Genomic DNA, 21,730 nt, shown 5'->3' on the forward strand with positions numbered 1-21,730 from the left:
TCCTTGTGGCAACCGGCTGCCATCCACGTGTTATTTATCACGCAGAACAGGCCCTTGGCTTTGCGTCTCATAGTTTCCTATGATTTGCCTTTTTCACTTGGTATTTATTACTATAATAATAGGATAATAGATTTATCAGGTTAAATGAATGGGTACTTTAGACTATATTTTATCTAAAAACTTTTTTAAAAAAGAGTAAATAGACTTAACTTTTTGGCTAGAATAATAAAACATACCAAAACACTTCAAAATACAGGGATTAATCCCTATATTAATTCAACATAATTTCTATCGTTAATAGATAAAATGAATGTTTTAGTTTTGGGATTATTAAAAAAAGAACTTCTTGAGTAACTTCGACCTTCTTCAGATTCACCGAAGCGATAATTTCAAAAAACACATTCTCTCCTTCTGTTTCGTTTGAAAGAATAGTGGTCAAATAAATCACTGTCCTTATTAACCCTTTTCTCCACGCTCTATAACTTCGTAAATTCGTAATTTATATGTTTATCTTGGAAGGTGTACCAGCAGAAATTCCCCTATGCCTTCTTTTTTTCACGGAGATTAAGGTACTTGAATGGAAACTATTCCACTTCTTCCTATGTAATTTGCTGTTACCGTGATCGTCATTCCTGGCTTGGTACTTGGCGATAGGGTTATCGTTCCTGACGGATTTACCGTGGCATAAGAGGAACTTCTTGTATAGCTGGCTTTTTCTGTTAGATCCTCTGTGCTGCCATCGCTATAATAGCCTATCACTTTGAACTCTTTCGTTTCTCCTGGACCCATCTCCACCGAGACTTCTTCGAATGCGATATTTTCTAACGCTACACTAGTATCTTCTACTGTGATTTCCTTTGTTCCACTTTTTCCTTCATATTTGGCCGTTACTGTAATCGTCATTCCTAGTTTTGTACTTGGCGATAGGGTTATCGTTCCTGACGGATTTACCGTGGCATAAGAGGAACTTCTTGTATAGCTGGCTTTTTCTGTTAGATCCTCTGTGCTGCCATCGCTATAATAGCCTATCACTTTGAACTCTTTCGTTTCTCCTGGACCCATCTCCACCGAAACTTCTTCGAATGCGATATTTTCTAACGCTACACTAGTATCTTCTACTGTGATTTCCTTTGTTCCACTTTTTCCTTCATATTTGGCCGTTACTGTAATCGTCATTCCTAGTTTGGTACTTGGTGATAGGGTTATCGTTCCTGACGGACTTACCGTGGCATAAGAGGAACTTCTCGTATAGCTGGCTTTTTCTGTTATATCTTCTGTGCTGCCATCGCTATAATAGCCTATCACTTTGAACTCTTTCGTTTCTCCTGGATCCATCTCCACCGAAACTTCTTCGAATGCGATATTTTCTAACGCTACACTAGTATCTTCTACTGTAATTTCCTTTGTTCCACTTTTTCCTTCATAATTGGCCGTTACTGTAATCTTCATTCCTAGTTTTGTACTTGGTGATAGGGTTATCGTTCCTGACGGATTTACCGTGGCATAAGAGGAACTTCTTGTATAGCTGGCTTTTTCTGTTATATCTTCTGTGCTGCCATCGCTATAATAGCCTATCACTTTGAACTCTTTCGTTTCTCCTGGACCCATCTCCACCGAAACTTCTTCGAATGCGATATTTTCTAACGCTACACTAGTATCTTCTACTGTGATTTCCTTTGTTCCACTTTTTCCTTCATATTTGGCCGTTACTGTAATCGTCATTCCTAGTTTTGTACTTGGCGATAGGGTTATCGTTCCTGACGGATTTACCGTGGCATAAGAGGAACTTCTTGTATAGCTGGCTTTTTCTGTTAGATCCTCTGTGCTGCCATCGCTATAATAGCCTATCACTTTGAACTCTTTCGTTTCTCCTGGACCCATCTCCACCGAAACTTCTTCGAATGCGATATTTTCTAACGCTACACTAGTATCTTCTACTGTGATTTCCTTTGTTCCACTTTTTCCTTCATATTTGGCCGTTACTGTAATCGTCATTCCTAGTTTGGTACTTGGTGATAGGGTTATCGTTCCTGACGGACTTACCGTGGCATAAGAGGAACTTCTCGTATAGCTGGCTTTTTCTGTTATATCTTCTGTGCTGCCATCGCTATAATAGCCTATCACTTTGAACTCTTTCGTTTCTCCTGGATCCATCTCCACCGAAACTTCTTCGAATGCGATATTTTCTAACGCTACACTAGTATCTTCTACTGTAATTTCCTTTGTTCCACTTTTTCCTTCATAATTGGCCGTTACTGTAATCTTCATTCCTAGTTTTGTACTTGGTGATAGGGTTATCGTTCCTGACGGATTTACCGTGGCATAAGAGGAACTTCTTGTATAGCTGGCTTTTTCTGTTATATCTTCTGTGCTGCCATCGCTATAATAGCCTATCACTTTGAACTCTTTCGTTTCTCCTGGACCCATCTCCACCGAAACTTCTTCGAATGCGATATTTTCTAACGCTACACTAGTATCTTCTACTGTAATTTCCTTTGTTCCACTTTTTCCTTCATAATTGGCCGTTACTGTAATCTTCATTCCTAGTTTTGTACTTGGTGATAGGGTTATCGTTCCTGACGGACTTACCGTGGCATAAGAGGAACTTCTTGTATAGCTGGCTTTTTCTGTTAGATCTTCTGTGCTGCCATCGCTATAATAGCCTATCACTTTGAACTCTTTCGTTTCTCCTGGACCCATCTCCACCGAAACTTCTTCGAATGCGATATTTTCTAACGCTACACTAGTATCTTCTACTGTAATTTCCTTTGTTCCACTTTTTCCTTCATAATTGGCCGTTACTGTAATCTTCATTCCTAGTTTTGTACTTGGTGATAGGGTTATCGTTCCTGACGGACTTACCGTGGCATAAGAGGAACTTCTTGTATAGCTGGCTTTTTCTGTTAGATCTTCTGTGCTGCCATCGCTATAATAGCCTATCACTTTGAACTCTTTCGTTTCTCCTGGACCCATCTCCACCGAAACTTCTTCGAATGCGATATTTTCTAACGCTACACTAGTATCTTCTACTGTAATTTCCTTTGTTCCACTTTTTCCTTCATAATTGGCCGTTACTGTAATCTTCATTCCTAGTTTTGTACTTGGTGATAGGGTTATCGTTCCTGACGGACTTACCGTGGCATAAGAGGAACTTCTTGTATAGCTGGCTTTTTCTGTTAGATCTTCTGTGCTGCCATCGCTATAATAGCCTATCACTTTGAACTCTTTCGTTTCTCCTGGACCCATCTCCACCGAAACTTCTTCGAATGCGATATTTTCTAACGCTACACTAGTATCTTCTACTGTAATTTCCTTTGTTCCACTTTTTCCTTCATAATTGGCCGTTACTGTAATCTTCATTCCTAGTTTGGTACTTGGTGATAGGGTTATCGTTCCTGACGGACTTACCGTGGCATAAGAGGAACTTCTTGTATAGCTGGCTTTTTCTGTTAGATCTTCTGTGCTGCCATCGCTATAATAGCCTATCACTTTGAACTCTTTCGTTTCTCCTGGATCCATCTCCACCGAAACTTCTTCGAATGCGATACTCTCTAACGCTACACTAGTATCTTCTACTGTGATTTCCTTTGTTCCACTTTTTCCTTCGTAGTTTGCTGTTACTGTGATCGTCATTCCTAGTTTGGTACTTGGCGATAGGGTTATCGTTCCTATCGGACTTACCGTGGCATAAGAAGAACTTCTTGTATAGCTGGCTTTTTCTGTTATATCTTCTGTGCTGCCATCGCTATAATTGGCGATTAATTCTAACTGCTTACTTTCTCCTGGCTCCATATAATCCAACTGCTCTTTGAATCTTATTTCTAAAATTTCCTTAGTAATAGATTTTTCTAAAGTAAGAGTTGATGTATTATAGCTTCCTAACATTACACCTCCAAGTGGTTTACTTAAGACTAACTTAATATCTCTTTTCCCTTCACTTATATGGTTTTTTAGTAACGGTATCTTTATCGTTTTACTTTCTTCACCTTGAAGGAAAGTAATCCTTTCATTAACAGATTCATAATCTAGTCCAGCTTTTGCTGTACCATCAATTGTAGAAAATTCTACCGAAACCTCTCCATCTAATCCGTTTTTTCTATTAATAATAATATTTACAAATTCTTTATCATCGCTGTCTTTATATGATAGAGAAGAAAATTCAATGCTTCCATATTCTTTTATTGAATTATTAATTATAGTTAATATAGCAACAGTTCGTTCACCTAGTATAGCCCCTCCTGTTGGGGAAGATAGTGAAAGGACCACTTCTTTCTTTCCGTCTAATTTCTTATTATTCAATATTGGTACCTGAACAACTTTCTTGGTTTCACCGTCTTTAAATTCAACTATCTTTTCAACTGGTAGATAATCTTCATTTTCTTCAGCAGTAGATGATACTGTATTAAATAAAACACTTACTTCCCCTTTTTCTCCATTAACCCTACTAATTGTTATATTTGCATATTTTTGATCATTTGTAATAGCAATATCTGAAGAAAATTGAAATTGACCAGCATTTCCATTATTTTCTTCATTTTCTATTCCTACATTTACAGTTATATTTTCTATTAATGTACCATCACCATAGGCACCTACTGGTATTTCATGAATCTTTTGCAACTCTTCATTTGTTAAACCTTCTGGAGTTTTTACGTTTAGAGAAAATGTTCTTGTGCTTCTAGGTCCTACATTTTCGAAATGTGAAGGGGAAAAGCTAATCCAGTCCTTGTACTCTTCAGGTATATCTAGAGTTAAGTTTTTTATCTTTGCAATTTCGTCGGTTACCATTTCTAGGATCTTGTTAAATATCTCTTCCGAATTGCTCAAGTTAAAATACTGTCCGTTTGTACCTATGGCCGTATCATACCCTACTGATGCACCTTTGAAAGTTGCTGAAGCAGCTAAATCATTTCCGGCCTGTAAAGCTAAAACTGTAATTTCTTTGTCATTTAATTGTTTAACCACATCAGTGAAAACTAAATCATCACTAGTTCCTGCTATTCCATCAGGACCCGGATCACCACCAAAGTTGTACCCTGCAAAGCTTAAGTCATGGGTAGGAGCATCACCTATTAAAATTACTACCTTTTTGGCATTATCTCTCCATTTTGGGGTACCAACCGCCATTTCATATAAAGCACGAGTGTAACTTTCTGGCCAATCTGCCCCACCACTAGCATAAAGTTTATTTATTTCATTTGATACTGCATTAATATCACTAGTAACCGGTTGGTGTAATGTAAATGGTTTATCGCTATATCCCCCATAGGTAGATGAATATCCAGGGTATGTAAATGAACCAGGATAATCTTGAAAAGTAACTAGGCCGAAACTTGAATCTTCTACTTTACTCTTAATGTTATTCATAATTTCTATTGACCTTGCTTTCGCAACTTCAATTGCACCACCCATACTTCCAGTTGTATCTATCGCAAATACAACATCTATCTTTTTGATTGGTGGTGTGCCTGTTTCAACTACTAAATCTAAATTAACCTCTTCATTTTTCTTTAATGATAGATTAATAATTTTTGGCGATATCCACGCTTCCATTGAAGCTCCAATTGATTGAAGAAAAATATTAGAAAGCATAATAATTACAATTAAATTAACGGCTATCTTTTTTAACATGGAATTACCTCCTATCTATTACAAAAGTATGGTTTATGATACAAGGACTATAGTACTATTAAATAGGTAATAGAAAGGGACCTTTCCTAAAAAGGTCCCTTTCTAATAATTTTTAAATTAACGTAGTAACTGTAATACTGCTTGAGGTTGTTGGTTAGCTTGAGCAAGCATCGCTTGAGAAGCTTGGTTAAGGATGTTCGCACGTGTGAACTCCATCATTTCACTAGCCATGTCAACATCACGGATACGAGATTCTGCTGCTTGTAGATTTTCAGATGCATTATCTAAGTTTTTAATCGTGTGCTCTAAACGGTTTTGGAATGCACCTAATTTAGAACGTTGTTCCGAAACTGATTCGATCGCAGTGTCAATCGCAGTTATGTGTGTATCAGGGTCATAACCAACTCCTGATACATCAACTGTGTCAACTAAGAGTCCTGTTGCACTCATGTCTTCAATTGTAATTTGAAGTGCTTGAGAAGTATTAGCCCCAATTTGAAGGTTTATATCTAATGATCCATCTAATAATTTCTTACCATTGAATGCAGTTCTGTCAGCAATTCCAGTTTCATCCGCTCCACCTAATTCTTCAATTAAGGCGTTTATTTCTTCTTGAATAGCATCTAAGTCAGCTTCCTCATTAGTACCATTTCCTGCTTGAACAACTAATTCGCGCATACGCTGAAGAATTGCATGAGTTTCATTTAAGGCACCTTCAGCTGTTTGGATTAAAGAGATACCGTCTTGAGAGTTTCTTGAAGCTTGATCTAATCCACGTACTTGGGCACGCATCTTTTCAGAAATAGCAAGACCAGCTGCATCATCACCAGCACGGTTAATACGAAGACCAGAAGATAATTTCTCCATTGCTTTACCTGTAGCGTTTACGTTCATACCCATTTGACGATGAGCGTTCATTGCGTTTAAGTTGTTATTGATAATCATATTGTTTTCCTCCTTGAATTGTTTTCTTCCACATCCATGTGGGTTATTTTCAAAAGTTTTTGTCGGCCGACTTTGAACTTTTGTTTTACATTCTTTATATCGACATGATTTTATAAAACTTTACACTTATTTTAATTTTTTTATATCTATTTTCCTAGAGAGTGCGTTTTTGTTTTCGTTTTGGATTGCTTCTAACACTTCTTTTCGATAAATTTCGATTTCTTTCGGTGCCTTTACACCTATTTTTACTTGTTCACCATCTATACTTTGAATGGTAATTTCGATGTTTCCATCAATAACGATCGTCTCATTTAGTTTGCGAGTTAAAATAAGCATCATTTTTCCTCCTTTGTACTAAGTGGGAGGATGTGTTTTGTATTGTATTTCGTCCCGTTTACAACAATTTGTTTCGCCAGTTGATTTTCCTTATTAATTACGATAGGGCCTTGTAAGTTAGCTGTCGACTTTTCGAATGGATCTGCAATGGTTAGAACAACATAAATTTCAACAGATTGGCTAGCTGAAATTGCTAGAGCTTGCTGAGTAGATTCTTCTAACTCAAACTCATAGTCATTATAGAAAAGAAATGGATTTGTAACGATAAAAGCTAAGTCTGTTGTATTTACACTTTGCAACGAGAAATAAACATTTTCCTCTGTTAGTGAGAGTAGTACGAACTTTTTTTCATTCTCAAACCCTGGTAAACCGTTTTTAAAGGTAATAATATCTGACTCCTGAATCGTAATATCTCCGTGATAGCATGTATTAATTTTCATATGTACTCCATCCTTATATTTTAAAATCTATATCAATCGAATTATATTGCTTAATCTCAAAATCTAAACTTCCTGGATGATACGTTAGATTCACTTTATTAGCGTGACTATTAATGATCGGTTTATTCACTTTCACATCAACATTCAACTCGCTTGGTTGATAATCTATTTTGACACTAAAAGGCGATGGAATAAAGCCAATGTTGAATTCTTGCATTTTCCTCGTTCCATTCCTTTTACTAATTTCGGTTAATGCATTATATTTATTCTCAATCTTCATTAACTCGTCGCCATCGCTTGCTCTGCGGGCCATTCCTTCTTGAACATGCTGATGTCCCTTTTTTGCTTCTTCCTCTATGGAACGAAATATATGTTTTAATCCCATATCCTCCCATGCTTGTGTTTGGTCAATGGTCAATTTACTCGGTATCGTGTGCATTGATACTTCCGCATGAGGCTGTTGGATATCAATCGTTGCTGGTGGTTGTTCTATTTCAAGCGTATGCCATGTACTCGATGATTCCATAATAAACGGCTTAGTTTCTATCGTAATTTGAGGTATTTTCATAGTCTCCCTCCTAAAAAGAAAGCTACCTACAAAAAGTAGATAGCTAAATTATCTTAAAAAGTCTAATAACGAAGGCTGAATAATTCTTGCACCTACACCTAATGCTGCTCGATGTACACTTTCAGCAGTGATTAAATCGGTAATAACTTCTTCAAGGTGAGCGTCTTCGTTATCCGATAGTACTCTAGTCGCAACATATTCTTGATAGGCGAGGCGGTCATCAATCATTTCTAAACGATTATAACGAGCACCTAGCTCTGAACGTTCGGCGTTCATACTGTCGATTTGGTTATCTAATCTTCCCAAAAACGAGCCTAAGTCCACAGAGTCGTCACCTTTTAAGCCTTGTTCAATTTGATTCATGATTGTAAATAATTCCTCGTTAAATACGTTGTTCGCATCAATATTCGCTTGGAGCTTTATTCCTTTTGACACTTCAATCATGAATGGTTCATTCAAGTCTTTCACAGTAGACGGGTCACTTCCATCTGTTACTCGGGGCTCGTTTATTGCTGTTCCATTGAATATATAACGACCAGTAAATTGCGTATTCGCCACTTGGACTAACGCTTCTTTTAATTGGCCTACTTCCGCAGCAATTGCGTTTTTATCTTCATCTGCTAAAGTACCGTTCATCCCTTGAACTAGTAGTTCACGTACACGACCCAATACATTCGAACCTTGCTCAATCGCAGCCTCGGACTCTTCCATCCACGCATAAGCTTCGGAAAGGTTTCGCTTATATTGTTGAACTTCTGTCAAGTTTGTTCTGTAGTACATTCCCTTCATTGCAACAACTGGGTCGTCAGAAGGGCGGGTAATTTTTTTACCAGTTGATAGCTGCTCTTGTAATTTGCCCATTTTATTGAAGCCTTGACTAATGTGGCGCAAGGAGTTACCTGCTAACATTGACTGTGTTACACGCATCACTGTTCACCTACCTTCCTACTAATCCCATACCGTTAATGATTCTATCTAAAATTTCATCCGTTGCTGTAATCATTCTTGCAGATGCGTTATAGGCATGCTGGAATTGAATCATATTGGTCATTTCTTCATCTAATGAAACGGAGCTTACCGATTGGCGACGTTGGTCAACAGAAAGTCGTAACGTATCACTATTATACGAAAGTCGATTTGCTTCTTGAGCGTCTACTGCCATTGAGCCTATTAAACTTTCGTAAAAGTTTTGAATAGTCGTAGTGTCTCCACCAATATTTAACGCGCTATTTTTCACTTCAGCAAGTGCAATTGCCCCTTGTCCATCTCCTAAATTTCCGTTTGACGAAGCAGCGATATTATTTAAAGAATCATAGATCGCATCATCTAGTTTAATTGCTTTTGCAGCACCATCGCTACTATCTAACGGGGCAAAGAAGTTATATTCTGTATGTTCTCCCGCCTCGATGCTAGATACACTCCATCCCTCATTATGAACACGGTTAAATTCGGTAATGAAATCAAAAGCCATCGTGTCTAACGCTTTTAACATTTCAGGATAAAGGCCTTTTTCTTCTGTCCCTTTCATGTACCCGTGAGACTCAAAAAGAGCTTTTAGTTTACCTGCTGATTTAAACTGGTCTGTCTCTAATGAAACAATACCGCCGATGGAAATTTCACTTACTAAGCCTGTTGTATTGTCATATTTAACATCGAGATGATTAACTCTGTTTGTTTGCCCATCTACTAACTTTCCAGCCATAGGTATTGGAACACCGTTATCATCTACTAATTCAATCGTATATTTTCCTTCTGCTATTTCTAACGCATTACCGCCAGATTTAACGGGAGTTACTTTAATATTCACTAATTGTGAAAGCTCATCTACTAAACGGTCTCTTTCATCATATAAATCATTCGGTAATAGTCCGTGTGGTTCTACACTCGCTATTTGTTCATTTAAGTTATTAATTCTTGTTGATAAAGAATTTATTTGTTTTGCCGTAACATTAATCTCGTTCTTTAAGTCTTGTTGTATAGATTTCATAGAATCTGATAAATAATTAAACGTTTCCGCTACCGCAATTCCTCGTTGGCGAACTACAGAACGAGCACCTGTATTTGTCGGGTTTACCGCTAAATCCTGGAATGACTGCCAAAAGCGATCTAACGTTTTCGATAGACCAGTATCGGACGGCTCGTTCATTATTTCCTCCATCTTTTGTAAGGAATCCGCTTTCGTTGACCAGTAGCCGAACTTATTGTTTTCTCCGCGAAATTGAATATCTAGAAAACTCTCGCGTACACGTTGAATACTTCCTGCCTCTACACCAGTTCCTAACTGACCAGGTATTTGCGGACGATTCATTGATGCTGGAGGATACGGTTCTGTTTGGACGAAGTTTACTCGTTGGCGTGAGTAACCAGGTGTATTCGCGTTAGCAATATTATGCCCCGTAACTTGTAATGCTGTTTGTTGAGTGGTGAGTCCGCGTCTTGCAACTTCAAGACTATGAAACGTTGAACGCATCTGTTTTTCCTCCTATGCTTTTGAATCGAACATCGAACGAGTTGGTGTAGCTGGCTTCTTCCCTGTTGCAGCCTTTTCGTACGTTACGGACGTTGGCTCTGGGTTTATAGAATTTAACGTGACTTGGACAAATTGTAATGATTGTTGTAAAAGTCCTTCGTTTAGTTCGTTCCGTTCTTGTAATTGTTTAATAACGTGAGTTAATTTATCTTTCAATTGTAGAAGCTTGTCCGCATCTGAATTTGTCGCTTTTTCGATTAGCTCCGAAATGGTAGCACCCGTACCTAAATTTGCTGTAAGTGTTAGACGCTCTTGCTCTAGTTGACCGATTGCTTTCACAAATTTGTTTTCTTCTTTTGTTAGCTGCTGCAACTCTTTCGCGTCGCCAGACTTGACGATGTCTGTTTTTTTCACAGCAAGCTGTAATAAACCTTCATGAAGGGCTAGCAATTTTTCCATTATTACGATCACTGGTTGTAAAGTCATTGCCGGATCCCTACCTTATTTTTTGTAATAAAAATCGATCATTTTATTTGCTACAACGTTCGGGTCTACTTTATACGTACCGTTTTCAACCGCGATTTTCAGCTTATTTACTTTTTCTTCACGTGCTGTTTGGATTTGGTTCATTTCTTGTAATCCCTTTGCTTCTGTAGAAATTTCTACCTTATCTTCTTTAAAAGAACTAACCGATTTTGGCTGTTGATTCATTTGATTACGTTTATATGGATTAATCCCGGAAGGTCCAATATGATTAATTTTCATCGTATCCCTCTTCTCGTACAAATATCTATTATTAGTATCGGTAAAAAATATAAAAAGTTTATTATTTATCCCAAATTCCTTTTGCACCTTTAACAGCATGGTACGTTTTAATTTTTTCTTCAGCACGGTTTCTCTCTTCTTCACGGTCCAAAGCCGAGATTTGACTATTAATATCTTTTTTACAGTCATCACAAAGTTTACCTGTTTTAATGTACGCCCCACAACGGTCACACGGATAACCTAAGTTCGGAAATTGGCTAACGTGAATTCGGCCTTTTTTTATAAATTTTATAATAAGCTTCTCCTCAACACCAGTACCATCTACTACTTGTTGCATCGTTGCTGTCCGATTTACTCGTTGACGAATGAATTTATATACTGTTGTGTACGCTTCTTCTTCTTGCCTATAACATGTCTCACAAACATCACGCACAGAATTTTTAATATGAAGCTGACCACAGTTTGCACAATTCGTAAGCTGTTCCATCGGTAACATCCTCTCCCGCTTTTCTTCTATCTTTTATATCGTACAATTTCACAAAATGTTAACTACGAACGAGGGTGAAGGATGATATTTCCGTTGCACCTGCCTCTTTTAACCGTTTTGCAGCCATTCGAATCGTCGTACCGGTTGTGTATATGTCGTCAATGAGGACGATTCTTTTTTCAGGTGGAGGTTGTTTTACTTCAAAACTATTTTCCGTTCGCAAGCGCTCGTGTCGGGATTTTTTCGACTGCTTTACTGTTTCGTTTTTCGTTAAAATATCAGCGAATTGACCTGGTAGCATTTCTGTTAAAGCAAGCGTTTGGTTGAAACCTCGTTCGTAAAGTCGGTCTTTTCCTAACGGGATTGGTACGAGTAGTAGGTCTTTTTCGGGAAAGTGGTGTTGGAATGCCGCTGTCCACTTTTTTTGGAAAACTTTTACTAACGCCACATCACCACGAAATTTATATTGCGCGAGCACTTCTTTCATAAAATCGTTGTAAGCATATACGGATATGTTCCGGTGAAGTGTTCCTTTATACTGTTCGTCCATTTCCCATTTTTTACAGTCGTCACATACAGTAGCGTCACTTTGTGGGCGGGAGCATTTCGGGCAAGTGTCGCCAGTTATGAGCTCGAACTTCTTTTCACAGTCGGCACAAGTGACATCTGTTTCGTTGGAAAAAAGAGTTGTCCAAGTAAACTGTGCGGAATTGTCACCTTCACAAATAAAACATTTACTCAATATAACCAGCCTCTTTCGCACGATTGTTCATTTTTAAAATATGTTGGCGGGCCCGCACCATTTCGGTTGTTTTGCCGTAGTGGAAAAAACGAATATCTCCGTTTGGAGCGTGGGCACTCCGACCAGCACGACCAGCAATTTGAACGAGTGCACTTTCGGTAAAAATCGGATCTTCTGCACCAAACACTCCGACTTGCACGTCTGGGACGGTGACTCCTCTTTCTAGTATTGTTGTTGTAAGGAGCAGACGAGTTGAACCGTTGCGAAACTGGGATACTTTTTCTTTGCGGTCGGGGTCTTCTGCGTGAACGGAATCTATTTTTTCATCGAACTGAGGTTGTAGGAGTGTCATAATTCCCTCCATCTTTTTTATATCCGGGAGAAATAAAAATAGCTGTTTTCCTTGTTGTAGATGTTTTTTTATCCAACCCGTCACTTGGAGAGGTAGCCTCCCCTTTTCTAATTTCTTTTTCCAATTTCCACACCAATGGAATGTCGGGACTGGTAGAGGATGGCGATGGTAGCGGGCAGGAATGGTGACAGCATGGAGTTTTTTGAGCTGTACGTTGCGCTGCATGTCGGTGGATGGCGTGGCGGAAAGGTAAATCGTTGCACTTTGTTCTTTTTGCGCCTGTTGTACAGCGTATTGAAGTGATGCATCGATGGAATACGGAAAGGCATCCACTTCATCAATAACGATCGTATCGAATGCTTGATGGAAGCGGAGAAGCTGATGGGTCGTCGTAATTGTCAGTTGGGCATTTTTCATCCGCTCCTCACTCCCACCGTAAAGAGTAGCCATTTCAGTTGTAGGGAATGCTTGTTTAATCCGTGGAGAAAGTTCGAGTACGACGTCTGTTCTTGGTGTGCAAAGGCAAATTCGGTGGCCAAGCTGTATTGCTTTCTCGATTCCTTCAAAGAGTACTTCCGTTTTTCCAGCACCACAAACAGCCCAAACTAGCAGTTCTTTATTTTGCTCTATCGCTTGAACTACTTCGTCGGATGCAGCCTGTTGCCCTGGCGATAAAGTACCTTCCCAATGTAACGGATTTGTTTGTGTGTGGAAAATAATCGGAGGGCCTGTCCATTTGACAAGCGGTGTACATTCACTCACCCTTCCCATCATGATGCACTTTCGGCAGTACGTGCAAAGCTCTTCGCAACGAGCACATTGAAAGCTCGCAAAAAGCTTCGGATCATCGTTTCCGCAACGGGTACAAGTTTGGTTAGAGATTCCTGGTTCATACGTTATATAGCCATTTTCATAGTGAGATTGGATTTCGTCAATTAGGAACGGAATTTCGTCAAGCAATAAACGTCTTCCTGCTAAATGTTGTTGTAGTTGTTTTGAAAAAGTAAATTTAAGGTTTCGTGTCGGAGTTTTTATTGAAGGAAAAGCATTCATTTTTTTAGTGGGTAGTGGTTCAGGTAATAAGGTTTCTGGTATAACATATTCGTTTTGACTTGCAAATCTCATGGTATCCTCCTTTCAATTTTATATTACGATGCTCGCGTCAAAATTCCTCCTTAAAAGTGAGAAAAAACACTGCATTTCTACAGTGTTTTCTATATTATTTTAAATACCAGCCAACACCGAGGGCACCTTCTCCTAAGTGCGTTCCGATTACAGGTCCGAAATAGCTTACGTAAAATTCAACGTGAGGGTATTTTTCTGATAGCTCTGCTTTTAATTCTTCTGCTTCACTTTCTTGATTACCGTGAATAATAACTGCTCGCATCGGAGCACCTAGTTTTGCATCATCATCGAATAAATCTAAAATGCGTTTTACCGCTTTTTTGCGTGTGCGAATTTTTTCAAACGGCACGATCTTTTTATCAACAAAATGAAGGAGTGGCTTCACCTGTAAAAGACTTCCGACAAACGCTTGAGCACTACTTAAACGACCACCACGTTGTAGATTGGATAAGTCATCAACCATAAAGTATGCACGCATCGTTCTTTTCATGTCTTGAAGACGGGCCATAATCGCGTCCGCACCCTTACCTTCTTTCGCCATTTCTGCCGCTTCAATTGCATAAAAGCCTTGTACCATACAGCTAATTTCCGTATCAAACACGTGAATTTCAGCACTATCTACCATGTCTGCAGCCGCTACCGCACCTTGATACGTACCACTAATCCCACTGGAGAGATGAATACTAACAATAGCATCATAATCTTTCGCTAGTGATTCAAAAAGCTCTACAAACTTCCCAATCGCCGGTTGAGATGTTGAAGGCAAATCAGGGCGATTTTTTATTTCTTCATAAAATTGCCCTGCTGTTATTTCCACTTCTTCTTGATAAGATTCTTCTCCAAAGATGACATTCAATGGAATCATATGTATATTATGCTGCTCACGAAGTTCCTTCGGTAAATACGCAGTACTATCTGTAACAATCGCAGTTTTCATATTAGATTAAAACCTTCCTTAGCATAGAATAGTTTTCTTACTTTTATCTTACTATAAAATAAGAGAGAGTGGTATAACCTTGGGTTATATTTATGTTAAAAGTAGGTACCTCTCCTAACTTTTGTAATAGGTTAAATGGTAGGTTGTTGCTTTTTTATTTCCTGTCTTTTTGTAATTCGAAAGAAGACGTACCGCTGACCTGCGTGCTTTTATATTTAAAAATCGCCTAAATTCACTATTTTTGATGACATTATTTACTAAAAGCAAATAATCATTTATAGAAAACCTGAAAGCTTCTTTACTGATAAGCGAGCAAGTCTCACACTTCCAATGTCCCTGTCTACTCTTTCTCATATTAAAATTAAAACAACTCGGACAATGTATCCCGCATATTAACTCCTCTTTTTTTACATTAAATTTTTCTAACACATTTGGATTATAAGGTTGATCTCTCTTAATAAGAATTCTGCCTAATCTTTTTAAATCCTGGTAAGCGATATATTCCTTTTTATTTGAATAATGAATTTCTGTTAGTTTATTTGGGAGGGCTTCTGCTCTAATTAAGTTACCAGGGACTTTCATCTGGTCTGATTTCATTTTTAATGTAACGGAGGAATTCGTTAACACGGCAAGTGTCAGGAGAGGAGCCGGAGGGATATTAAACGATTGAAGGAGTTCGATTAATTGCAATTTTTGTCTTTCTACTTGTAGAACAGGATCAGAAAAAATCTCAATCTCTGTCCCTTTCCTCCTTACTAACTCATTTGTCTCTGTATCATAAATAAGTTCTCCAGCGGAATTTTTAGATTCAATAATTAAGAAAAATCTAGGAGTAAGTACTAGTGTATCCATTTGAAAGTGAAAGTTGTTGTTGTTTTTTAGACGGAGGTTAGGAAGGAGAATTGTCTGCTCTTTGGGAAGAAGTGATAAATAATAATCTACGGTTTTTTCGCCTCTATATCCTGATTGTTGTTTTAAATACTCTTTTAATATTTTTTGTTTATTTGGATGCGTATCTGGGACTCGCCTCAATGCAGCTTCTAATTTCAAAAGATAAATCGGTTTTGTTCTCTCTTTAATAAAAATCACCCCTAACTAATAATATCACCTGAATACTTCTACACTTTTGGAAAAAACCCTTCTATTTTTATATTTTTCCATTTTTATTTTTGTTTGGTGCTAGCTGAAGTAGATGGGAGACGACTACTTTTTGTGCCAACCGAATTCACTTTTGTGTCAACCGAAATCGCTTTTGTGCCAACCGAATTCTCTTTTGCGCCAACCGAATTCACTTTTGCGCCAACCGAATTCTCTTTTGTGCCAACCGACAACACTTTTACGCCAACCGAATTCACTTTTGTGCCAACCGACAACACTTTTGCGCCAACCGAATTCTCTTTTGCGCCAACCGAATTCACTTTTGTGCCAACCGACTACACTTTTACGCCAACCGAATTCTCTTTTGTGCCAACCGAATTCTCTTTTGCGCCAACCGAAATCGCTTTTGTGCCAACCGAATTCTCTTTTGCGCCAACCGAAATCGCTTTTGTGCCAACCGACAACACTTTTACGCCAACCGAATTCACTTTTGTGCCAACCGACAACACTTTTGCGCCAACCGAAATCGCTTTTGTGCCAACCGACAACACTTTTACGCCAACCGAATTCTCTTTTGTGCCAACCGACAACACTTTTGCGCCAACCGAATTCTCTTTTGCGCCAACCGAATTCTCTTTTGTGCCAACCGACAACACTTTTACGCCAACCGAGATCTTATGCTCCAACTACCTACCTCGCTCCCAAAAGCCAAAAGAAAAAGCCCCAGCAGCTTTGTTCTCCTGTGGGCTTATCGTACTTCGACCCAGCCGTTTTTGATGGCAACTACTACGGCTTGTGTGCGGTCGTTTACGTTCATTTTTTGTAAAATGTTACTTACGTGGTTTTTCACCGTTTTTTCACTTATGTATAAAGCTTCTCCGATGGATTTGTTACTTTTTCCGTCTGCTAGAAGTTGAAGGACTTCACATTCGCGACGTGTTAATAAATGTAGCGGGCGGCGAATTTCTAATTGTTGTAATACACCATTTACGTGACCAACCGTTACGTGGTCGTTGTTTGCTAGACGGCGGTACTCTTTTACTAGGTTGTGCGTTACTTTCGGGTGTAGGTATGAGCCACCTTCTGCCACTACTTTCACAGCATCTACAAGTGCATCTGCGTCCATGTCTTTTAGTAAGTAGCCACATGCTCCTGATTTTAATGCATGCGTTACATAGTTTTCGTCGTCGTGGATTGAAAGCATGATGACCTTCGTATCTGGGTTCTCTTCCACTAATTGTTTTGTCGCTTCTACTCCGTTTATATCTGGCATGTTAATATCCATAATGACAACATCAGGTGAAAATTGTGTAATTAAACTTACTGCTTCGTTTCCGTCGTCACCTTCTGCAACTACTTGAAAATTTGGTTCGAAGTCTAAAATACGTTTAACACCTTCACGAAATAGTTGATGATCGTCTATAATTACAATTTTTGTTTTTTCCATCTTTCTCATCCCCCTAATATCAATCTGTCGGTATTTGTATTAAAACGATTGTCCCTTTTTTAGGTTGAGACTGAATCGTTAACTCCCCACCTATTAAATCTACCCGTTCCTTCATTCCTAATAAACCGAATGATTCTGCTTTTTTTACTGTCGTATCAAAGCCGACTCCATCATCTTTCACTAGGATGTACACTTTCTTTTTCGTAATTTCCAATTTCACTTGAATAAGTCTAGCTCGTGAATGTTTAATTGCATTTTGAACTGACTCTTGAACTAGTCGGAATATAGCTACTTCTAAGTCATTAGATAGTCTAGTGTCTGTTCCAATTTCTACAAACTGGATACTCGGTTTTCCTTTATTGTACTCTTCGATTGTCGAAATATATTTTTTTAAGGTAGGGATTAATCCGAGATCGTCTAACGCCATCGGACGCAAATCATAAATAATTCTGCGGACTTCGTATAATGCATTTCGTACCATTACTTTTAAATCTTTGATCTCTACTAATGCAGCATCCTTGCCTTTTTCCCGATAAGTTCGTTCAATAAGATCGGAACGCATCATGACATTTGCAAGCATTTGGGCTGGGCCATCATGAATTTCACGAGAAAGTTTTCTTCTCTCCTCTTCTTGAGCCTCCATAATTTTAAAGCCAAATTCTCTTTTTTCCGCAGCATCGGCAATAAGTTCGCCTACTTGTTGAAGATCGTTAGTCATGTAATTTAGGACAACGGAAATTTGACTTACTAGTTGTTCAGCCTTTGATATCGTTTCTTCAATTCCAATGAGGCGCCTTTCGATTTCATCTCGTCTTACCCTTAATACAGCTTCTTTCTGTGCTAATGAATGAAGCTTTAATTGAAGGGCATGAGCTTGATCATAGGCTTGTCTTATTTGTTCTTCACTATATTTTGTAAATTGCTTACTCACTTCTGATAGTCGGTTTCTTGCAGACCTAACGAGATTTTCTAAAGAATCTTGCTGTTGGATTAATTGCTCCACTTCTACTTTAATTACTTTTAACTCTTCAGATAGGCTTTCAAATTCTTTCCGAGAAGACTCACCGATTTCAAAAACTTCTGATTTACTCTTCTGAACCGTTTGAATCATTTTATCAAGTATTTCATCTAGTTGTTTTGAGTTTATAACTTTACGTGACATCGAACATCCTCCAAAAGTCCCTGTATTCTTAAAAGAATATTGTTCTCATTAGGCGGAGTGAGTAGTTCTTTTTGCCTACACACATTATAACATGAACAATATATCATTACCTTTGCACCTCTTTGTTTGTGGGGGTACAACGGATAGTTTATAGTAAAATCTAGAAATTTACATAATCCAGTAATGTGACGTTTGTTACATTTACATTAAATTTTTCTCATTTTGTCGAAATATAAAGGATTTGCACAATTTTTCAATTGATGTACTAATACAATGACCTTATAATAAAATGTATGGTTTCTTATACCTAGTACAATAAGTGAGGAAGTGAAACCTTGTTATCCCATTATTATACCGTGAAAGAGTACGGAGAACACGAAATTTCTATTCAAAAGTCAAGATTTATTGCATACATCAATAGAGCGACCACTGTCGAAGAGGCAGAAACTTTCATACAAGACATAAAAAAGAAGCATTGGAACGCTACTCATAATTGCTCTGCTTATTTAATTGGTGAAAACGATCAATTCCAAAAAGCAAATGATGACGGTGAACCAAGCGGTACAGCCGGAGTGCCGATGTTGGAAGTATTAAAGAAAAAAGGGTTAAAAGATACAGTTGTTGTCGTAACCCGTTATTTTGGTGGCGTGAAGCTTGGTGCAGGTGGGTTAGTAAGAGCATATGGAAAGGCAGTTTCAGAAGGATTAACATCAATAGGCATAGTTGAGCGAAAATTGATGAGAATAATGCATACAACGATTGATTATACATTACTAGGGAAAGTAGAAAACGAATTAAGAAATTCTCACTACTCCTTAAAAGAAATTCATTATTTAGAAAACATTACGATCGACACGTATGTTCTTGAGTCTGAAACAAATCAGTTCGAAGAGTGGATGGTTAACTTAACAAATGGGAAAGCCGATATTATTAAAGGCTCCACCACTTATTTAGAAACAGAACTATAACGAGGGGAATTTTATTATGGATAAAAATTCAAGGGTCTCAATGAAAAAGACTAAAAAGAGTAGAAAGAAGCGAACGATATTAGTTACAATTCTTACGCTATTCTTAATAGTCGGTGGATATGCAGGGTATTTAGTATATGAAACAGTTCGAGCAGCAAATGATGCTTACACAGAAATAGATAGAGGAAATAAATCAAAATTAAGGGAAACAGAAATTACGATGGGAAAAGATCCATTCTCTGTTCTTTTAATGGGGATTGAGGATTATTCTACCGGAGGAACGAACGGAAGAACGGATACATTAATGCTAGCAACGTTCAATCCTGACACACAAACGATGAAGCTCCTAAGTATCCCCCGTGATACTAGAGTGTTCTTCCCAGATCGTAACTATTACTCCAAAATTAATCATGCACACGCTTATGGCGGGAAAGAAATGACGATTGACCGTATAGAAGAATTACTCGGGGTTCCTGTTGATTATTTTGCAACAGTAAACTTTGACGGTTTTAAAAATATTATTGATATTGTTGGCGGAGTAACGGTTGATGTTCCGTTTAGTTTCTCAGAACGAAGTGATACGAGACCGCGTTATGATATACACTTCACTGAAGGTGAAATGACGTTAGGTGGGGAAGAAGCACTAGCATACGCTAGAATGAGAAAAAAAGATCCTCGTGGGGATTTCGGTCGTAATGATCGACAAAAACAAATTGTGGAAGCTACTATTAATGAACTTACCTCCCCACAAAATTTATTACGAATCGATCGTATCGCTAGAGAATTAGGACAAAATATTGAGACAAATGTACGGATAACAGATGCTATTGGACTTACATCCGTATACTCGAACTTTAATACGTCGAAAATTGAACAGCTAAGCATTAAAGGTACAGACGACTATATAAACAATATCTATTATTTCATTCCTGATGAAATAGCACTTCAAGAGGTTCAAACAGAGCTCAAAGTTCATTTAGGTATACTACCTGAATCTGCATTAACTATCGATGAAGAAGGAACAGAGGGAACACCAGAAACAACGATTCCACCAGCACAACCTGGTACTCCATAATAAAAGGCTCGCAGCTAAATAACTGCGAGCCTTTTATTTTCCTACTACGTTCATATACATTTTTTTAAATATGTTATTCCAATCTTTGCTCTCTGCTAGTTTTTTTCGGCCTTCTACATGCTTCTCGTTGTTATTCGCTAAAAGCTTGGAACAATGGGCGATAAATTCGTCAACGTTTCTACCCTCTCCATATTCGTAAATCCACTCTTGTTGATACTTTTTCGTTGAGGGTAAATTATAGCCGACTATCGGCTTGCCTGCAGCCAAATACTCAAATAACTTTAGCGGAAATACCGCTTTATTATATTCGGACGGTTTGTACGGTAGTAAGCCAATATCAATTTTATTTAACCAAGCTGGTACTTCATTCGGTTGAATTTTACCTAAATACTTAACATTTTCGTTTTGAAGTAACTGGTGAAAAGTTGGGTCACCATTCGTTCCGTCGGGGCCAGCTAGTAACAACGTCCAATCCCCTCTATGCTTCATCACCTCATTAAGCAAGTCAAAGTCTAATTTCGGCTTAATTCCCCCGATATAGCCAATTACAGAGCCTGACAGGTCATTACCTTTACTTAGCTTAACTCGCTCCTCAAACAGGTGATATTCTACTCCGTTTTCTAACGTCAGTGGCTTTTGGGCAGGATTATACGTTTTTACAAGATAGTCATTTAAGAAGTCTGACGTAGCAAATAGCTTATCGACCGTTCGGACAATTCTTTCTTCCGCTTGTACAATGCTCTGCTCCCTAAGTTTTAGCACAATATTTTTTTTACCAGTCATGGAAGAAGCCCACAAATCGCTACAATCGTAGGTAGTTGTTTCCCAGTCAATTAGCTTCTGAATGGCCGGAAAGCCAGGAAACGTATACCATAAGTATTTTTTCGTACCTTTACTCTGCAAATGCGCTTGTAGTGCTTTTAATTTATGTTTATAAAATAAATCAAAATATCTTCCAAAGCGAAACAATTTATGACTATGCACATCAGGAATTCCGTATTGCACAATTCCGTTAGAAAGTTTCTGGAAGCTTTGTTTTCCGGTAGTGGGACAAACCCATATCACTTCTTCCGTGTCTCTTTGTTTTAGTAAAAATTCTGCTAAACGGTGTCTACGGTAACGTAAATGATCTTGGTCCCAATCGCCTGTAGCGACGATAACGTGCGTTTTACTCTCCATTAT

At 38.2% G+C, this 21,730-nt stretch carries 21 protein-coding genes and 1 riboswitch; of the genes, 2 read left to right on the forward strand and 19 right to left on the reverse strand.

What is annotated here, in order from left to right; translation table 11 throughout:
* Window positions 1-4 precede the first annotated feature (4 nt).
* Window positions 5-99: riboswitch (cyclic di-GMP riboswitch) on the reverse strand.
* Window positions 100-564: 465 nt separating this feature from the next.
* The 18 genes from O1A01_RS21905 to O1A01_RS21990 all read right to left on the reverse strand — a co-directional run bounded on the left by O1A01_RS21905 (window position 565) and on the right by O1A01_RS21990 (window position 18,505).
* Window positions 565-5,631, reverse strand: a complete 5,067-nt coding sequence (locus O1A01_RS21905; protein WP_270064979.1) for a Calx-beta domain-containing protein — start codon at window positions 5,629-5,631, stop codon at window positions 565-567.
* 117 nt (window positions 5,632-5,748) lie between these two features.
* A complete protein-coding gene (locus O1A01_RS21910) occupies window positions 5,749-6,576 on the reverse strand; it encodes a flagellin N-terminal helical domain-containing protein (protein WP_270064980.1) in 828 nt (275 codons plus the stop codon).
* A gap of 126 nt (window positions 6,577-6,702) precedes the next feature.
* On the reverse strand, window positions 6,703-6,915 hold the full coding sequence (csrA, locus tag O1A01_RS21915) for a carbon storage regulator CsrA (protein WP_328227545.1): 213 nt from the start codon (window positions 6,913-6,915) through the stop codon (window positions 6,703-6,705).
* The gene (gene fliW, locus O1A01_RS21920; protein WP_270064981.1) at window positions 6,912-7,352 is read right to left on the reverse strand and encodes a flagellar assembly protein FliW; all 441 of its coding nucleotides are present in this window, start codon (window positions 7,350-7,352) and stop codon (window positions 6,912-6,914) included. Before fliW ends, csrA begins: the two co-directional genes overlap by 4 nt.
* Window positions 7,353-7,365: 13 nt before the next feature.
* Window positions 7,366-7,920, reverse strand: a complete 555-nt coding sequence (locus O1A01_RS21925; RefSeq protein WP_270064982.1) for a DUF6470 family protein — start codon at window positions 7,918-7,920, stop codon at window positions 7,366-7,368.
* A 48-nt stretch (window positions 7,921-7,968) separates the two neighbouring features.
* Window positions 7,969-8,847, reverse strand: coding sequence for a flagellar hook-associated protein FlgL (gene flgL / locus O1A01_RS21930; RefSeq protein ID WP_270066453.1), 879 nt, complete (start codon window positions 8,845-8,847; stop codon window positions 7,969-7,971).
* Between the two features lie 10 nt (window positions 8,848-8,857).
* On the reverse strand, window positions 8,858-10,390 hold the full coding sequence (gene flgK / locus O1A01_RS21935; RefSeq protein WP_270064983.1) for a flagellar hook-associated protein FlgK: 1,533 nt from the start codon (window positions 10,388-10,390) through the stop codon (window positions 8,858-8,860).
* Window positions 10,391-10,402: 12 nt separating this feature from the next.
* The gene (locus O1A01_RS21940) at window positions 10,403-10,876 is read right to left on the reverse strand and encodes a flagellar protein FlgN (protein WP_270064984.1); all 474 of its coding nucleotides are present in this window, start codon (window positions 10,874-10,876) and stop codon (window positions 10,403-10,405) included.
* Window positions 10,877-10,891: 15 nt separating this feature from the next.
* The gene (gene flgM / locus O1A01_RS21945; RefSeq protein WP_066419086.1) at window positions 10,892-11,155 is read right to left on the reverse strand and encodes a flagellar biosynthesis anti-sigma factor FlgM; all 264 of its coding nucleotides are present in this window, start codon (window positions 11,153-11,155) and stop codon (window positions 10,892-10,894) included.
* A 61-nt stretch (window positions 11,156-11,216) separates the two neighbouring features.
* Window positions 11,217-11,642, reverse strand: a complete 426-nt coding sequence (locus O1A01_RS21950; protein ID WP_270064985.1) for a TIGR03826 family flagellar region protein — start codon at window positions 11,640-11,642, stop codon at window positions 11,217-11,219.
* A 58-nt stretch (window positions 11,643-11,700) separates the two neighbouring features.
* A complete protein-coding gene (locus O1A01_RS21955) occupies window positions 11,701-12,384 on the reverse strand; it encodes a ComF family protein (RefSeq protein WP_094366189.1) in 684 nt (227 codons plus the stop codon).
* Window positions 12,377-13,861, reverse strand: a complete 1,485-nt coding sequence (locus O1A01_RS21960; RefSeq protein ID WP_270064986.1) for an ATP-dependent helicase ComFA — start codon at window positions 13,859-13,861, stop codon at window positions 12,377-12,379. Before O1A01_RS21960 ends, O1A01_RS21955 begins: the two co-directional genes overlap by 8 nt.
* Window positions 13,862-13,955: 94 nt before the next feature.
* Window positions 13,956-14,798 (reverse strand): DegV family protein, encoded by an 843-nt coding sequence (locus O1A01_RS21965; RefSeq protein ID WP_270064987.1) that lies wholly within the window; start codon window positions 14,796-14,798, stop codon window positions 13,956-13,958.
* Window positions 14,799-14,912: 114 nt separating this feature from the next.
* Window positions 14,913-15,887 carry a nuclease-related domain-containing protein gene (locus O1A01_RS21970; RefSeq protein ID WP_270064988.1) on the reverse strand — a complete coding sequence of 325 codons (975 nt, stop codon included), beginning with the start codon at window positions 15,885-15,887 and terminating at the stop codon, window positions 14,913-14,915.
* Between the two features lie 74 nt (window positions 15,888-15,961).
* Window positions 15,962-16,216 (reverse strand): hypothetical protein, encoded by a 255-nt coding sequence (locus O1A01_RS21975; protein WP_270064989.1) that lies wholly within the window; start codon window positions 16,214-16,216, stop codon window positions 15,962-15,964.
* 15 nt (window positions 16,217-16,231) lie between these two features.
* Window positions 16,232-16,582: a hypothetical protein gene (locus O1A01_RS21980; protein ID WP_270064990.1), complete on the reverse strand. Its 351-nt coding sequence runs from the start codon at window positions 16,580-16,582 to the stop codon at window positions 16,232-16,234.
* Window positions 16,583-16,644: 62 nt separating this feature from the next.
* Window positions 16,645-17,343 carry a response regulator gene (locus O1A01_RS21985; RefSeq protein ID WP_270064991.1) on the reverse strand — a complete coding sequence of 233 codons (699 nt, stop codon included), beginning with the start codon at window positions 17,341-17,343 and terminating at the stop codon, window positions 16,645-16,647.
* Between the two features lie 19 nt (window positions 17,344-17,362).
* Entirely contained in the window at window positions 17,363-18,505 is a 1,143-nt protein-coding gene (locus tag O1A01_RS21990) for a sensor histidine kinase (RefSeq protein ID WP_270064992.1), read from the reverse strand.
* Between the two features lie 335 nt (window positions 18,506-18,840).
* Here O1A01_RS21990 and O1A01_RS21995 point away from each other — a divergent pair, with 335 nt between their 5' ends.
* Together O1A01_RS21995 and O1A01_RS22000 are read left to right on the forward strand one after the other, a co-directional pair.
* Window positions 18,841-19,473 carry a YigZ family protein gene (locus O1A01_RS21995; RefSeq protein WP_270064993.1) on the forward strand — a complete coding sequence of 211 codons (633 nt, stop codon included), beginning with the start codon at window positions 18,841-18,843 and terminating at the stop codon, window positions 19,471-19,473.
* A gap of 16 nt (window positions 19,474-19,489) precedes the next feature.
* A complete protein-coding gene (locus O1A01_RS22000) occupies window positions 19,490-20,548 on the forward strand; it encodes an LCP family protein (protein WP_084380685.1) in 1,059 nt (352 codons plus the stop codon).
* A 33-nt stretch (window positions 20,549-20,581) separates the two neighbouring features.
* On the opposite strand, the gene tuaH is transcribed toward O1A01_RS22000, so the two are convergent.
* Window positions 20,582-21,727, reverse strand: a complete 1,146-nt coding sequence (tuaH, locus tag O1A01_RS22005) for a teichuronic acid biosynthesis protein TuaH (RefSeq protein WP_270064994.1) — start codon at window positions 21,725-21,727, stop codon at window positions 20,582-20,584.
* Window positions 21,728-21,730 lie beyond the last annotated feature (3 nt).

Source organism: Sutcliffiella sp. NC1, assembly GCF_027594365.1.
GTDB classification, from domain to species: domain Bacteria; phylum Bacillota; class Bacilli; order Bacillales; family Bacillaceae_I; genus Sutcliffiella; species Sutcliffiella cohnii.